The 14,712-nt window shown below is 70.9% G+C and carries 16 protein-coding genes; 12 read left to right on the top strand and 4 right to left on the bottom strand.

Annotation, left to right across the window (positions count from 1 at the left end; translation table 11 throughout):
- Positions 1 to 10 precede the first annotated feature (10 nt).
- From GGQ96_RS16035 to GGQ96_RS15985, 11 genes are all read left to right on the top strand, one after another.
- Positions 11 to 1,540, top strand: a complete 1,530-nt coding sequence (locus GGQ96_RS16035) for a flagellar hook-length control protein FliK (protein WP_184116557.1) — start codon at positions 11 to 13, stop codon at positions 1,538 to 1,540.
- Positions 1,541 to 1,554: 14 nt separating this feature from the next.
- Positions 1,555 to 2,217, top strand: coding sequence for a flagellar basal body-associated FliL family protein (locus GGQ96_RS16030; RefSeq protein ID WP_184116556.1), 663 nt, complete (start codon positions 1,555 to 1,557; stop codon positions 2,215 to 2,217).
- Between the two features lie 3 nt (positions 2,218 to 2,220).
- Positions 2,221 to 3,153 carry a FliM/FliN family flagellar motor switch protein gene (locus GGQ96_RS16025; RefSeq protein ID WP_184116555.1) on the top strand — a complete coding sequence of 311 codons (933 nt, stop codon included), beginning with the start codon at positions 2,221 to 2,223 and terminating at the stop codon, positions 3,151 to 3,153.
- Entirely contained in the window at positions 3,150 to 3,452 is a 303-nt protein-coding gene (gene fliN, locus GGQ96_RS16020; RefSeq protein ID WP_184116554.1) for a flagellar motor switch protein FliN, read from the top strand. Before GGQ96_RS16025 ends, fliN begins: the two co-directional genes overlap by 4 nt.
- A 4-nt stretch (positions 3,453 to 3,456) precedes the next feature.
- Positions 3,457 to 3,711, top strand: coding sequence for a FliO/MopB family protein (locus tag GGQ96_RS16015; RefSeq protein ID WP_184116553.1), 255 nt, complete (start codon positions 3,457 to 3,459; stop codon positions 3,709 to 3,711).
- Positions 3,708 to 4,607: a flagellar type III secretion system pore protein FliP gene (fliP, locus tag GGQ96_RS16010; RefSeq protein ID WP_184116552.1), complete on the top strand. Its 900-nt coding sequence runs from the start codon at positions 3,708 to 3,710 to the stop codon at positions 4,605 to 4,607. Before GGQ96_RS16015 ends, fliP begins: the two co-directional genes overlap by 4 nt.
- Before the next feature lie 137 nt (positions 4,608 to 4,744).
- The gene (fliQ, locus tag GGQ96_RS16005; protein ID WP_125993583.1) at positions 4,745 to 5,014 is read left to right on the top strand and encodes a flagellar biosynthesis protein FliQ; all 270 of its coding nucleotides are present in this window, start codon (positions 4,745 to 4,747) and stop codon (positions 5,012 to 5,014) included.
- A gap of 6 nt (positions 5,015 to 5,020) precedes the next feature.
- Positions 5,021 to 5,794 (top strand): flagellar biosynthetic protein FliR, encoded by a 774-nt coding sequence (fliR, locus tag GGQ96_RS16000; RefSeq protein ID WP_184116551.1) that lies wholly within the window; start codon positions 5,021 to 5,023, stop codon positions 5,792 to 5,794.
- Between the two features lie 3 nt (positions 5,795 to 5,797).
- Positions 5,798 to 6,931: an EscU/YscU/HrcU family type III secretion system export apparatus switch protein gene (locus GGQ96_RS15995; protein WP_184116550.1), complete on the top strand. Its 1,134-nt coding sequence runs from the start codon at positions 5,798 to 5,800 to the stop codon at positions 6,929 to 6,931.
- Positions 6,932 to 6,985: 54 nt separating this feature from the next.
- A complete protein-coding gene (fliD, locus tag GGQ96_RS15990) occupies positions 6,986 to 8,425 on the top strand; it encodes a flagellar filament capping protein FliD (RefSeq protein ID WP_184116549.1) in 1,440 nt (479 codons plus the stop codon).
- Positions 8,425 to 8,826: a flagellar protein FliS gene (locus GGQ96_RS15985; RefSeq protein ID WP_184116548.1), complete on the top strand. Its 402-nt coding sequence runs from the start codon at positions 8,425 to 8,427 to the stop codon at positions 8,824 to 8,826. Before fliD ends, GGQ96_RS15985 begins: the two co-directional genes overlap by 1 nt.
- Before the next feature lie 213 nt (positions 8,827 to 9,039).
- Here GGQ96_RS15985 and GGQ96_RS15980 read toward each other — a convergent pair whose 3' ends face one another.
- Together GGQ96_RS15980 and GGQ96_RS15975 are read right to left on the bottom strand one after the other, a co-directional pair.
- Entirely contained in the window at positions 9,040 to 10,635 is a 1,596-nt protein-coding gene (locus tag GGQ96_RS15980) for an isocitrate lyase (protein WP_184116547.1), read from the bottom strand.
- A 160-nt stretch (positions 10,636 to 10,795) separates the two neighbouring features.
- Positions 10,796 to 10,951 (bottom strand): hypothetical protein, encoded by a 156-nt coding sequence (locus GGQ96_RS15975; protein ID WP_184116546.1) that lies wholly within the window; start codon positions 10,949 to 10,951, stop codon positions 10,796 to 10,798.
- Positions 10,952 to 11,112: 161 nt separating this feature from the next.
- On the opposite strand from GGQ96_RS15975, the gene GGQ96_RS15970 reads away from it, so the two are divergent.
- Entirely contained in the window at positions 11,113 to 12,513 is a 1,401-nt protein-coding gene (locus tag GGQ96_RS15970) for a helix-turn-helix domain-containing protein (protein ID WP_184116545.1), read from the top strand.
- Between the two features lie 45 nt (positions 12,514 to 12,558).
- Here GGQ96_RS15970 and GGQ96_RS15965 read toward each other — a convergent pair whose 3' ends face one another.
- Together GGQ96_RS15965 and GGQ96_RS15960 are read right to left on the bottom strand one after the other, a co-directional pair.
- The gene (locus GGQ96_RS15965) at positions 12,559 to 13,341 is read right to left on the bottom strand and encodes an inositol monophosphatase family protein (protein ID WP_184116544.1); all 783 of its coding nucleotides are present in this window, start codon (positions 13,339 to 13,341) and stop codon (positions 12,559 to 12,561) included.
- Positions 13,334 to 14,692, bottom strand: a complete 1,359-nt coding sequence (locus GGQ96_RS15960) for a TldD/PmbA family protein (RefSeq protein WP_184116543.1) — start codon at positions 14,690 to 14,692, stop codon at positions 13,334 to 13,336. Before GGQ96_RS15960 ends, GGQ96_RS15965 begins: the two co-directional genes overlap by 8 nt.
- Positions 14,693 to 14,712: the final 20 nt, after the last annotated feature.

Below are 14,712 nucleotides of genomic sequence, written 5' to 3'. Positions count from 1 at the left end.
GGGAAAATCCATGATCCAGATCGCCGCTCCTCTCGCCACCGTTCCCAATGCCACCGGCCGCCCGGCCCCCGTCGCGGCGGGCGCTGGCCTGCTCGCCTTCCTGCTGCCGGGCGCGGCGTCGGGCGTCGCGCCGGACGGCGTCGCCGGCGTGGAAACGCCGGCCGGCGAACGGCAGGACGATGCCGCCCCCGGCAGCGATTTGCCGGAAGCGGCGACCGACGACCTCCGCTTCCTCGCCGCGCTGCTGCCGGGCGTTCCCCTGCCGGTCGCGCCCCAGGAAACGCCGGACCGGCCGGCGGCCGGCGCCGCGTCGGTCGTGGATCGATCGGGACCGAAGGGCGAGCGCTGGACCTTGCCGGTGATCTCCACGGTCGCGCCGCAGCCGGTGGCCGCCGACACGACGCCGTCCTTGCCCGCGCCGGTCACCGCGCCGCTCGCGGGAAGCGCGCCGCTCACCACCCCCGCGCCGGTCGCATCGCCGCCGACGCTCTCGCCGGGCCGGACCCCCGCGCCGGAGAGCGAGGCCGCGTTGCCCGTCGCGTCGCCCGATGCGGGCCTCGCCACCAGGCCCGCCGCCATGCCCGTTCCCGCCACGCCGGCCGTCGCGACGTCCGTCACCCCGCCGATCCCGGTGGTGACGGCGGCGCGGACGATGGTGACGGATGCGATGCGCGCGGGCGTGCGGATCGATCCCGTGCCGCTGCGCGCCGCGCCGGTGCTGCCATTGACGCCCGTCGCGCTGCCCGCCAACTGGCAGGCCGAGGCCGCGCCAGTGGTCGCGGTGGCGGCGCCGGCGCCGCTGGCTGCGGCGGCGCCGTTGCCGGTCGCTCCGCCGGCCGGGCCGGTCGCGTCACCCACCGTACTCGAGGGGGCGGTCGAGGCGACGCCGCCCGTCCTGCCGGCACCCATCGACCGGCGCGCCACGCCGCAATCGCCGATGCTGCCACCCGCCGCGCCCGATCCGGCCGCCGCCCCGGTGCTCGCCGCCGCGATCAGCGCGGTTGCGCCACCGGCCGGCAAGGACCGCGACATGGCCGACCCGTCCGATCCGCTGGCCGCCACCGTCCCGGCCGCCGCGGCCCAGCCGGTCGTCGCCGCGGCCGCCGCCACCGGCGGCGAGCGCTCGATGCTCGACCTGACGCAGGAACGCTGGCCGCAGGCGATGGTCGCGCATATCGAGCGGCTGCGCGACGCGGCCGATGCCGCCGACACGCGCATCCGCCTGGTGCCCGACGCCTTGGGCGCGATCGATATCGGCGTCCGCCAGGAGGGCGAGACGCTCCACGTCCATTTCACCGCCGCCGAGGCGCAGACGCGCAGCCTGTTGCAGGAGGCGCAGCCCCGCCTGGCCGAAGCCGCCGAACAGCGCGGGCTGAAGCTGGGCCAGACCTCGGTCGGCCAGAACCAGGCGGAGGCCGGCGCCGGCCAGCGCCAGCCGCACTCGCAACCCCAGCATCAGGCCGCGCCGTCCCCGCGCCCGGCCTCTTCCCCTCGAACCGCATCGGCGCGCGACGGCGATGACGATGCGCGTCTCGCCTGACCGAAGGACCTGACATGAGCGATACCAAGACCGAAGCGGCCGCCCCTGCGAAAAAGGGTGGCAAGAAGAAGCTGATCATCGGCGCGGCGGCGCTGCTGGTGCTGGTCGGGGGCGGCGTCGGCGCGGGCGTCTATGCCGCCCAGTCCGGCCTGGTCGGCGGCAAGCACGAGGCGGCCGAAAAGCCCGCCAAGGACGAGCCGCATCTCGTTCCCAAGAGCGAGCAGAAGCGCCCCGGCGAAGGCGGCGAGGGCGGCGAGGGCGGTGGCGAAGGCGGCGGCCATGGCGGCGGCGAAGGGGAGGCCGAGGCCAAGACCGGGGCCGAGGGGATGCCCACGCCCGAGGGGCATGGCGGCGACCGCTATGCCTCCACCTATTACGCCATGGACAAGGATTTCACCTCCAACCTGCAGGACTCGGTGCATTTCATCCAGCTCGGCGTGGCGGTGTCGACGCCCTATGACGACAAGGTCGTCCAGAACCTGAAGACCAACGACATCGCGGTCCGCTCCGCGATCCTAATGGCGCTGGGCGACACCACCGAGGACCAGGTCTTCACCACCGCCGGCAAGCGCCAGCTCCAGGACCGGCTGGTCAAGGCGATTAACGCAACCTTGCAGCAAAAAGAGGGGTTTGGCGGGATCAGTAACGTTTATTTTACCAGTTTCGTGGTTCAGTGAGACATGGTTAACGCCGCCTCACCGATCAGCGATCAGCGCCCGCGCCGCCGCACCCCCGCGCCGGATGCGGAAGCGGCGACGCTGGGGGCGGCGCCCCTCAATCCCTTTGGCGACCTGCACACGCTCCAGCATCTGTCGGCGCGGCTGGCGCGCGGCATCCGCCCGATCTGGGAACGGCTTTTGCGGCGCGAGCTGCGCTGCGCGGCCGAGCCGCTGGTGGTGCAGCGCTTCGCCGATTATCGGGCGGAACGCGGCGACGCGCTCGCGGTCTGGCTGCCCTTCGCGGCGGATTCGGGATCGGTGCGCGCCTTCGCGGTGCTGGACGGGGCCACGCTGCTCCAGCTGCTCGACCAATTCTTCGGCGGCACCGGCGCCGCGCCGGCGACGCTGCCGACCGAATTCTCGCCCGCCGCGCTCGCCATGGGCCGCCGCGTCGCCGAGATGCTGGCCGCGCCGCTGGCCCAGGCGTGGGAGCCGCTGACCCGCATGGCCTTCGCCGCCGGCGCGCCGGAGACGGGCGCCGACCTGGACGGCGAGGATGCGGTGATCCTGACCCGCTTCACGATCGACGCGGACAGTGCATCGCCGCTGACGCTCGACCTGCTCTACCCGGTCGCGCCGCTCAAGCCGCATGCGCCGACCCTGACTGGCAAGGTGCTGGACAAGGCCGAGCCCGATCCGGTCTGGCGCACCCAGCTGACCCGCGCCGCGATGGCGGTGCGCTTCCCGGTCCGCTCGGTGCTCGCCGAGCCGGTCGTCTCGCTCCAACTGCTGATGGACCTGAAGCCCGGCGACGTCATCCCGATCCAGATCGCGGCCGACGTGCCGGTGATGGTCGGCGGCGACCGGCTGGGTCACGGCACCGTCGGCGTCTCGAACGGCCATGCCGCCATCCGCCTCACCGCGCTTGCCCTTCCCGAAGGATTGAACCCATGAACCAGATGACCGGCCAGTTCCCGGTGGACGCCGCGGTCGCCGCCAATTTCCGGCTGCTGCAGGATGTCGACGTCAAGCTGACCGTCGAGATCGGCTCGACCCATTTGTCGCTGCGCGAACTCCTCGCGCTGGGCGAGGGCAGCGTGATCGAGCTGGACCGCCAGGCCAACGAGCTGCTCGACGTGTTCGTCAACGGCACGCTGATCGGCCGGGGCGAGGTGGTGACGGTGGGCGACCGGTTCGGCGTGCGGATGACCGAGCTGGTCTCGCCCGACAAATCCGGCGGGCTGCGGGGCTGATCCGATGCTGTGGTCGTACATCCTGAAGCTCGTCATCCTCTTGCCGCTGGTCTGCGGCCTGATGATCGGCTGCCTCTATCTGTGGCGGCGGCTGGAGAGCCGGATCCCCGGCCGGCCGGCGACGCGGCTGATCGCGGTGAAGGAGACCATGATGATCTCGCCGGGCCTGCGTCTGGCGGTGGTGGAGTTCGAGGGACGGCGGCTGCTCGTGTCGGTTGGCCGGGGCGGCGTGTCGCTGGTCGACAAGGTGGACGCATGAGCATTTCCGTGACGCGCAGCGGCATCGGTCCCGCGCTGGTCCGCACCGGTCGGCCAGCGCGTGACGGGACCCGGTCGCGTGCCCTGACCCTGGTCTGGATCGCGCTGGCGCTGGTCGTCGCGCTGCTGGTCGCGATGCCCGCCTTCGCGCAGGCCGCCCCCGCGGCGGCGCCGGTCGGGGCGCCGGGCGCGCCGGTGCCGGGCGTGGGCGACGCGGTCGACCGCGCGCTGGGCCAGCTCGGCGGCCAGCAACAGGGCCAGTCCGCGCCGCTCAGCCTGTCGCTCCAGGTCCTCATCATCATGGGGCTGTTGACGATCCTGCCGGGCATCCTCTTGATGATGACCAGCTTCACGCGGATCATCATCGTGCTGGCGGTGCTGCGCCAGGCGCTCGGCCTGCAGCAGACGCCGCCCAATCAGGTGCTGATCGGCCTGTCGCTGTTCCTCAGCCTGTTCGTGATGGCGCCGACGATCAGCCAGATCAACGCCCAGGCGATCCAGCCCTATGCCGCCGGGCAACTGGCCGGCACGCAGATGATCCAGACCGCGGCCGCGCCGCTCCACCAGTTCATGACCAAGCAGACGCGGGTCAAGGACGTGACGATGTTCGCCGAGATGGCCAAGTCGGGCCCCTATGCCTCGCCCAACGACATCCCGTTCGCGGTGCTGCTGCCGGCCTTCGTCACCTCGGAGCTGAAGACCGCGTTCCAGATCGGCTTCCTGATCTTCCTGCCCTTCATCGTCATCGATCTGATCGTGGCGACGGTGCTGATGAGCCTGGGCATGGCGATGCTGTCGCCGACGATCATCTCGCTGCCGTTCAAGCTGCTGCTGTTCGTTCTGGTCGACGGCTGGGCGCTGACCATGGGCAGCCTCGCCAACTCCTTCGCGACCTGAGGGCCGCCATGCTCCTGCGCCGGCGGGAGCTTGGGGCCAAGCGGAACGATGCCGGACGGTGCGCGGAACCCTGGGCTCTTGCCTGCGCAGGCGCACGGGCGCGACGCGGCTCACCCTTTGAAGCGGGACTTGAGGACATGGACGCCGATTACTTCCTGACCATCGCCAACCAGACCATGTGGGTGCTGGCGCTGGCGGCCGCGCCGATCCTGGTGCCGGCGCTGCTCGCCGGGCTGATCCTGGGCATGGTGCAGGCGGCGACCTCGATCAACGAGCAGACGCTCACCTTCGTGCCCAAGCTGGTCGTGGTGGCGCTGTCGATCCTGATCTTCGGCGGGCTGATCCTGGGCCTTCTGTCCGATTTCACCGTGCAGATGTTCGAACGCATCCCGGACCTGGTGAAGTAAGGCCGGATGCTGGGCTTCGGCCTCTCGATCGAGCCACAGCTCTGGGCGCTCCTGTTCGTGATGGTCAGGATCGGCGCGGCGTTCGTGGCGGCCCCGGTGTTCGGCTCGGTCAGCCTGCCGCTCCTGGTCCGCGTCTCGCTGTCCGGCGCGATCGGCGTGCTGGTGCTGGCGACGAACAGCATCGCGCCGCCGCCCAGCGTGTTCGCGGTCGCCACCTTCCTGTCGATCGCCGCGGAGGCGCTGGTCGGCTTCGCGATGGGCTTCATCCTCCAGATCGCCTTCGCCGCGCCGCTCATCGCCTCCGAACTGATCGGCGGCGCGATGGGGATCGGCTTCGCCTCGTCGATCGATCCGCAGAACGGCCGTTCGAGCCCGGCGCTGGGCCAGTTCTTCAGCATCATGCTGACGCTCCTGTTCCTGTCGATGGACGGGCATCTGGTGCTGGTCGACATGGTGGTCAAAAGCTATGCCGCGCTGCCGCCGGGCCAAGCCTGGCTGGGCGTCGACCGGCTGAAGGCGATCGCCTTTTTCGGCGGCTACGCATTCCTCGCCGGCCTTCTGCTGGCGCTGCCGGTCGGCTTCCTGCTGCTCTGCCTCAACCTGGTCGTCGGCATGATGAGCCGCGCCGCCCCCGCGCTCAACCTGTTCTCGGTCGGCCTGCCCGCCAGTCTGGCGGTCGGCGTGGTGGCGCTGGCGATCGCCTTCCCGGCGATGGGCGATTACATGCAGGTGATCGTCCACGAGAGCCTGGGCGCGGTGCAGACCCTGGTGCTGGGATGAGGCATGGCTGACGAATTCGGCGAAAAGACGGAGGCCCCGACCCAGAAGCGCCAGGACAAGGCGGTCGAGGACGGCAATGTCTGGCGCTCGCGCGACCTGGCGGCGGCGGTGGTGATGCTGGCGGGGGTCGGCTGGATCCTGTTCATGGGGCCGGCGCTGCTCGCGGCGTGCAAGGCGGTGATGGCGGCCAGCTTCCAGTTCGGGCGTGGCGATGTCGAGGATTTCTCGCCCTGGCGGCCGCTGGCGGAGGCGGGGTGGCGGCTGGCCGCACCGGTCGGCTCGCTGCTCGCGATCAGCTTGGCGGCGGCCCTGGCGTCGGGCGCGATGCTCGGCCATTTCGGCTTCAACGGCGGGCTGATCGCGCCCAAGGCCAGCCGCATCAACCCCGTCTCCGGCCTGAAGCGCATCTTCGGGATGCAGGGATGGATCGAGCTGGCCAAGTCGCTGCTCAAGGTCGTGCTGCTCGGCAGCATCGGTGGCTGGATGCTGTGGAAGGCGTCACGCGCGACGCTGGGCCTGTCCTCGTCCAGCCTGCCCCAGGCGCTGAACGAGGTCGGCGGCACCTTCACCGGCATCCTGGTCGCGATGGCGCTGGGCATGGTCGCAATCGCCGGCATCGACGTGCCGGTCCAATGGCTGCAGCGGATGCGCAAGCTGCGCATGTCGAAGCAGGAGATCAAGGACGAGCACAAGGAAAGCGAAGGCTCGCCGGAGGCCAAGGGGCATATCCGCGCGCGCCAGCGGGCGATCCTGTCCGGCGGCGCGCGCAAGGCGGTGCAGGAGGCGCATGTCGTCTTGACCAACCCGACCCATTTCGCGGTGGCGCTGCGCTACGACCGGGGTCGCGACCAGGTGCCGGTGGTGGTCGCCAAGGGGCGGGGCGCGACCGCGCTGGCCATTCGCGAGATCGCCGGCGAGATGGCGGTGCCGATCCTGGAATATCCCGCGCTCGCCCGCGCGGTCTACTACACCAGCCGCGAGGGGCAGGAGGTGCGCGACGACCTGTACGTGGCGATCGCCACCGTGCTCGCCTTCGTCTTCGGGCTGAACGCGCAGGCCGGCGGCGGCGCCGCGCCGCTGCCGCCCGTCGAGGTGCCCGACACGGCGCGCTTCGACGAGAATGGCGCGAAGCAATAAAGCCTAAAGGATACGGCACGCCGGCCGTTTCCCCGGTCAGACAAGGGACGGGTGATGACCAGTACGACTTCGGCGACCAGTGGCTCCTCCTCCATCACCCAGTCGTTGGGCGTGGGGTCGGGCATCGACCTGAAGGCGCTGGTCGCCTCGCTGGTCGATGCGCAATATGCCGCCAAGACCAGCCAGTTCACCGCCCGCCAGGACACGCTGACCGCGCAGATCAGCGGGCTCGCCAAGCTGAAGAGCGGCATCACCGGCTTCGATTCGGCGCTGCGCCAGTTGGTCAAGGGCGGTTCGCTCGCCACCCAGCCGACCAGCTCCAACACCGCCGTCGCGGCGGTGAGCCGGCTGTCGGGCGCCAAGGTCGCCGGGATCAGCGCCAAGATCGACGTGACCCAGCTTGCCGCCGCGCAGGCCGCGACCACCAATATGCCGGTCGGCGCGACGGAGGGGTTCCGCGGCGGCACGCTGTCGGTCGTGACCGGCAGCTACGTGACCGGCGCGGACGGCTCGACCAGCCTGTCGGCGACCCGTACCGTCTCGGTCGACATCGCCGCCGGCGCGACGCTCAGCGACATCGCCGCGCAGATCAAGGAGAAGACCGGCCTGTCCGCCAGCGTGATCAGCGACGGCAATGGCCAGCGGCTGACGATCAAGGGCGCGACCGGCGCGTCCCAGGCGTTCGAGATCACCGGCAGCGATGCCGGCGGCGAAGGCTTGGCCCTGTCGACGCTGTCGGTCGGGCCGAACGCGACCGGCACCACGGTCGGCACCGCCGCGCAGGATGCGGTGGTGATGCTGGACGGGGCGCGCTTCACGCGCAGCAGCAACACGATCAACAACCTGTTTGACGGCGTGAAGCTGGAGCTGCAATCGACCGGCACGGTGACGATCGGCACCGCCAGCCCGTCCAACAGCCTGATGCAGGCGGCGCAGGATTTCGTCGACACCTTCAACCAGGTGAAGGCGGTGATCGCCGAGGAGACCAACGTCACCGACGGCGTGCTGAAGACCGACAGCGCCGCCACCGCGATGATGCGCGCGTTGGGCGCGCTGACCACCACGAAGCTGGCGACCGCCACCGGCGGCGGGCCGCAGACGCTGGCTGATATCGGCGTGTCGACCAATCGTGACGGCACCCTGTCGTTCAACACCGCCACCTTCAACAAGGCGATCGCGGCCGATCCGGCGGCGGTCGAGGCGCTGTTCGCCGATGGCACGGGCGCGAGCGGCGGCGGCCTGTCGGCGGCCTTGTCGGCGGTGACGGGCAAGCTGACCGACAAGAATGCCGGGCTCGACGCCTCGACCGCGCGCTATACCAAGCAGCAGAGCGATCTGGCCGACGCCAAGACCAAGGCGAGCGATGCGGCCACGATGCTGTCGACGCGGCTCACCAGCCAGTTCGCGGCGATGGACGCGCGCGTCGCGGCGTACAAGGCGACCCAGGCGTTCATGACCCAGCAGATCGCGCAGTGGACGAAGGGCAACGACTGATGGCCTATGCCTCCACCCTGCTCCGCGACCCCTGGGCGACCTATCGCGAGATCGACGCCGCCGGCCGCACCGCCCAGGCGGCGACCGGGCCGAAGCTGGTCCAGCTCCTCTATGCCGAGCTGGTGGCGGCGCTGCGCGCGGCGGCCTGCGCGGCGGAGCATCGCCAGCACCGGGTGAAGAGCGACCGCGTCACCCGCGCCACCGCCATCCTGTTCGCGTTGGAGACGGGGCTCGACTTCGACCAGGGCGGCGACGTGTCGAAGACGCTGGCGCGGCTTTATGCCGGCACCCGCAGCCAGATCGTCCAGGCCGCGCTGGACGACGATCCGGCCCCGTTCCGCGCCACCGCCGACAGCATGGCCGAGATCGCCGCCGCCTGGGCCAGCATCTCGGCGGCATGAGGAGGGCGTCCGGCCCCTTCCTTGCCCATCCTGTCGTTCCGGCGAAGGCGGGGCCTTTCAACGGTCAGCCTTCCTGACGACCATCGACCCCGGCAGAGGCGGGGGTCCCGTCACGGAACGTTCCTGGTCTCGTACCAGCGTTCCGCAACGGGACCCCCGCCGCCGCCGGGGTGATGCGTAAGGCGTGCGGGATGTGGTCGCAGCGGTGAGGCCTCAGGCCGCGAACTGGTTCATCGTGTTGTGGACGCCGCCCGCCTTCAGCGCCGCCTCGCCCGCGAAATACTCCTTGTGATCGTCGCCGATGTCGGAGCCGGACATGTTCTGGTGGCGGACACAGGCGATCCCCTCGCGGATTTCCACCCGCTGGACGCCGCGCACATAGCCCAGCATCCCCGCCTCGCCGAAATAGTCGCGCGCCAGATGATCGGTCGACAAGGCGGCGGTGTGATAGGTCGGCAGCGTGATGAGGTGGTGGAAGATGCCCGCCCGCGCCGAGGCGTCGCGCTGGAAGGTACGGATGCGCTCGTCCGCTTCCTGCGCCAGCGGGGTCTCGTCATAGTCGACGCTCATCAGCCGCGCCCGGTCATAGGCGGACAGGTCGCGCCCCGCCGCGTCCCAGGCATCATAGACCTGCTGGCGGAAGTTGAGCGTCCAGTTGAAGCTGGGCGAGTTGTTGTAGACCAGCTTGGCGTCGGGCACGACCGCGCGGATGCGGTCGACCATGGCGGCGATCTGCTCGATATGCGGCTTCTCCGTCTCGATCCACAGCAGGTCCGCGCCGTTCCGGAGCGCGGTGATGCAGTCGAGCACGCAGCGATCCTCGCCGGTGCCGGCGCGGAACTGGTACAGGTTGGAGGGCAGCCGCTTGGGCCGCATCAACTGCCCGTCGCGCTCGATCACCACATCGCCGCGCAGGGTGGCGATGTCGGTCACCGGCTCGCAATCGAGGAAGGCGTTGTACTGGTCGCCCAGGTCGCCCGCCGCGCGCGAATAGGCGATCTGCTTGGTCAGCCCCGCGCCCAGCGAATCGGTGCGCGCGACGATGATGCCGTCCTCGACGCCCAGCTCCAGGAAGGCGTAGCGGCAGGCGCGGATCTTCGCCAGGAAGTCCTCGTGCGGCACGGTGACCTTGCCGTCCTGATGGCCGCACTGCTTCTCGTCGCTGACCTGGTTCTCGATCTGGAGCGCGCAGGCGCCGGCCTCGATCATTTTGCGGGCGAGCAGATAGGTCGCCTCGGCATTGCCGAAGCCGGCATCAATATCGGCGATGATCGGCACGACATGCGTTTCGTGGTGGTCGATCGCGTGGAGCAGCCGTTGCGCCTCGATCTCGTTGCCGGCGGCGCGCGCCGCGTCGAGGTCGCGAAACATCATCCCCAATTCGCGCGCATCGGCCTGGCGGAGGAAGGTGTAGAGTTCCTCGATCAGCGCCGGCACGCTGGTCTTCTCGTGCATCGACTGGTCGGGCAGGGGGCCGAACTGGCTGCGCAGCGCCGCGATCATCCAGCCGGACAGATAGAGATAGCGGCCTTCAGTGCTGCCGAAATGCTTTTTGATGCTGATGATCTTCTGCTGTCCGATGAAACCGTGCCAGCAGCCCAGCGACTGGGTGTAGCGCGCCGGATCGCTGTCATAGGCGGCCATGTCGCGCCGCAGGATCGCCGCGGTGTGGCGCGCGATGTCGAGGCCGGTGCGGAACCGGTTCTGCGCGCGCATCCGGGCGACGGCATCCGGGTCGATGCCGTCCCAGGTGCCCTGATGGTCCTCGACCAGTCGGCGGATCTGGCTGGTCTGTTCCTGGTAGGTCATCGATGGAGTCCTGTCGTGAGGGGGCGTGTCCGCGACGGAGCCGACCATGCTCCTGCAACGGCAGGAGCACGGGAGCCACGCGGACCGGAGAGGCGTGGTTTCGTGGAACCCTGGGTTCCGGCCTTCGCCGGAACGCAGGCGGAAGCGACAGCCGCGGCGGTCAGCCGAGCCGGCCGAGCCGGTGGTAGAGATTGGAGAACTTAACCGAGCGCGGATCGTCGGCGATGCGGCGGACATAATCGGCGACCGCCTCCTTCATCAGGCCGAAATCCTCCGTCGAGAAGACGGCGCGGCTGCGTTGCGGTTCGTTCGGCATCGGAAAACCTCCTTCGCTCTGGCGGATCAGTCCGCCGGATGCATTGTGGTGTAATCCACCGAATCACCGTTGATCAGTCGATTTCGCGCTGCTTTCGTGTCGCGAGGTCGGCATTCTCGCGCTATTATCCGTCATGTTGTAAACTTATCGACAGGATCGGGATGGCACGCGACAAGCTCTTCGCCGGACATGCGGTCCGCCGCCTGCGCCGTCGCACCGGCCTGACCCAGGCGGCCATGGCGGAGATGCTGGCGATCTCGCCCAGCTATCTGAACCTGATCGAGCGCAACCAGCGCGCCTTGCCCGCCGCCCTGCTGGTGGCGATGGCGGAGCGGTTCGACTTCGACCCGCGCGGTCTTGGCGGCGACGAGCCGGGGGGCGGGGCGGAGGCGATCCGGCGGCGGCTGGCCGACCCGCTGTTCGCCGACCTGGCGATCGACCGGCACGAGGTGGAGGAATGGCTGGCGGCGGCGCCGGGCGGGGCGGAGGCCTTCGCGCGCGCCTTCGACCGGATCGGCGGCGGTGGCGGTGCGCCGGGCGGGGTGGAGGATGACGATCCGATGCTGCTCGCGCGGCGCGAGATCGACCGCTGGCGCAACCATTTCGCCGATCTCGACGCCATGGCGGAGGCGCTAGCGGACGAATTGCGGCTGAGCGGGGCGGACCTGTACGGCGCGCTGGTCGAGCGGTTGCGCGTCCGTCACGGCCTGTCGATCCGCATCCTGCCGGTCGAGGTGATGCCCGACCTGCTCCGCCGGCTCGACCTGCACGCCCGCCAGCTTCAGATCAGCGAGCGGCTGGCCCCGGCCGAGCGGATCTTCGCGCTGGCGCATCAACTGGGCGGGCTGGAGGCGCGCGGCGAGGTCGACGCGCTGGCGCGCGGCGCGGGCTTCGCCGAGCGGACGGCGGAGCGCCTGTTCCGCCAGCATCTGCTCGGCTATTTCGCCGGCGCGGTGATGATGCCCTATGCCCGCTTCCTGCGCGCCTGCGAGGCGAGCGGCTATGACGTGCCGATCCTGGAGCGGCGGTTCGGCGCCAGCTTCGACCAAGTGGCGCGGCGGCTGACCACCCTGCAACGGGTGGGCGCGCGCGGGCTGCCCTTCTTCCTCCTGCGCATCGACCGGGCCGGGCAGGTGGCCGAGCGGCTGGCCGGGGCGAGCGGCGCCGTGCTGGTCGAGGCGGCGGGGCGCTGTCCGTTATGGCGATTGCATCACGCCTTCGACCGGCCGGGGACGCTGGCGGTGCAGATGGTCGAGCTGGAGGACGGCGCGCGCTGGATCACGCTGGCGCGCAGCACGCCCGCGCCGGGCGCGCCGGTGGTCGGGGCGGAGGCGGTGCCGGCCGAACATGCGATCGGCCTGGGCGTCGCCGCGCAGCATGTCGCCGGCCTGCACGCGGCGCGCGGGATCGACCCCGCGGGGCCGGCGACGCCGATCGGGCTGGGCTGCCGCGCCTGCCTGCGCGCCGATTGCCCGCAACGCTCCGCCCCGCCGGCTGGCCGGGCGCGGATCGTGCAGGACCGCGAACGCGGCCTGTCGCCCTATCGCTTCGCGGAAGAATGATCGGGAAGGACGGTCACGCGAAGGCGCGAAGACGGATGGCGCCCGCTACCCCGCCGACAGCGTGCGGGCGCGTTCCTCCAGACGGGCGATCGCCGCCTGCTGGATGCCGGGCGCGGCGACCAACACGCCGAAGGCGCGCGGATCAGGCTTGTTGAACATCAGCGCCTGGCCCAGCGCGTCGGACACGCCCGCGCCCGCCTCGCTGGCGACCAGCACGGCTGCGGCGATGTCCCATTCATTGCCCCAGCGCAGCGTCGCGACCAGATCGGCCTCGTCCGCCGCGACCATGGCGATCCGCAGCGCGATCGAATTGGGCTTGTCGACCAGCACGAAGTCGCGGTCCGCCTTGGGCAGCGCATCGGCGGGCACCCGCGTGCCCGCCAGTTCCACCCGGTCGCCGACAGCCAGCGCGACGCCATTGCGCCACGCGCCGCGCCCTGCCTCCGCCACCCAGCTCTCTCGTCGGGCGGGGGCATCGAGCACCGCGAACACCGGATGCCCGTCCTCGACCAGGGCGATCGACACGCACCAGCCGTCGCGACCCCGGATATAGTCGCGTGTGCCGTCGATCGGATCGACCACCCAGACGCGTCGCTGCGCCAGCCGGTCGGGCGCGTCGGCGGTCTCCTCCGACAGCCAGCCGGCATCCGGCAACAGCGCGGCGAGTCGCGCGCGCAGCATCCGGTCGACGTCGAGGTCGACCTCGCACACCGGGCTGCCCGGCTCCTTCTCCCAGCGGCGGAAATCGGTGCGCCAGCGGGCGAGCGCCATCTGCCCCGCCTCGCGTGCGATATCGACCGCCGCCGCCAGGAGATAGCGGTCAGGCACTCGCGACCGTCATCCCGTCGATGCGCAGCGTCGGCACGTTGACGCCGTAGCGGAAGCGCAGGTCGTTCGCGGCGGTCATCGCCAGGAACATCTCCTTGAGATTGCCGGCGATGGTGAATTCCGCCACCGGGCCGGCGATTTCGCCGTTCCGGATCAGGAAGCCGGCCGCGCCCCGGCTATAGTCGCCGGTGACGCCGTTGACGCCCATGCCGATCAGCTCGGTGACATAGACGCCCTCGGCGATGTCGCCGATCAGCGTCCCGACCGGCAGCTTGCCGCCGTCGAGATAGAGGTTGCTGGTCGAAACGCCCGGCGCGCCGCCGACGCCGCGGCTGGCATGGCCGGTCGGCTCCAGCCCCAATTGCCGCGCGGCGGCGGAGTCGAGCAGCCAGGTCTCGAGCACCCCGTCCTCGACGATCGCGGTGGGGGAGACGGCCAGTCCCTCGCCATCGAACGGGCGTGAGCGCAAACCGTGCGGGCGATGCGGATCGTCGCGCACCGACAGGCCGGGCGACAGCACCGGTTGCCCGAGCGAATCGAGCAGGAAACTGGTCCGGCGGGTGATCGCGGCGCCGCCGATCGCGCCGACCAGATGGCCGACCAGCGATCCGCCAACGCGCGGGTCGAACACCACCGGCATCGCGCCGCTGGCCGGGCGGCCCGGGTTCAGCCGCGCGACCGCGCGCTCGCCCGCTTCGCGGCCGATCGCCTCGGGGCTGTCGAGATGCTGGCGCTTGCGCGCCCCGTGATGCGCATAGTCGCGCTGCATCCCGCTGCCCTCGCCGGCCAGCACGCTCGCCGACAGGCCGTATCCGGTCGCGGCATAGGCGCCCGCGAAACCGGTCGAGGTGGCCAGCGCCCACAGGCTGCGCGAAGCGCTGGCCCCGCCGCCCTCGCTGTTGGTGACCCCGGGGACGGCGCGCGCCGCATCCTCGGCCGCCAGCGCCAGGTCGCGCAGGGCCTCGGGCGCGGGCTCCGGCTGGCCGTTCGCCTGGTCGTCCAGGTCGAGCTGCGGCGGCGCGCCGTGCAGCAGCCGTTCGGCGGGGGCGAGGCCGGCCCAGCGATCCTCCGGCGCCTCGCGCGCCATCGCGACGGCGCGCTCGACCAGCGCGCCCAGCGCCGCATCCGACAGGTCGGAGGTGGACACGCTGGCGGATCGCCGGCCGACAAAGACGCGCAGGCCCAGTTCGGCGCTTTCCGACCGGCCGACATCCTCCAGCTTGCCGAGCCGCACCGAAATCTCCAGCGCGCTGTCGGCGGCGAACACGGCATCGGCGGCATCGGCACCGGCCCGGGTGGCGCGCGTGACGATGTCTTGGGCGCGATCGCGCGCCTGGTCGGGGGACAACATGCCCTCGGACTTAAGGGCGG

Origin of the sequence: Sphingomonas abaci (assembly GCF_014199625.1) — a bacterium.
Taxonomy (GTDB): Bacteria; Pseudomonadota; Alphaproteobacteria; order Sphingomonadales; family Sphingomonadaceae; genus Sphingomonas; species Sphingomonas abaci.
The sequence above is the reverse complement of the archived record's forward strand: the minus strand, read 5'-3'. Positions and strand labels throughout refer to the sequence as shown.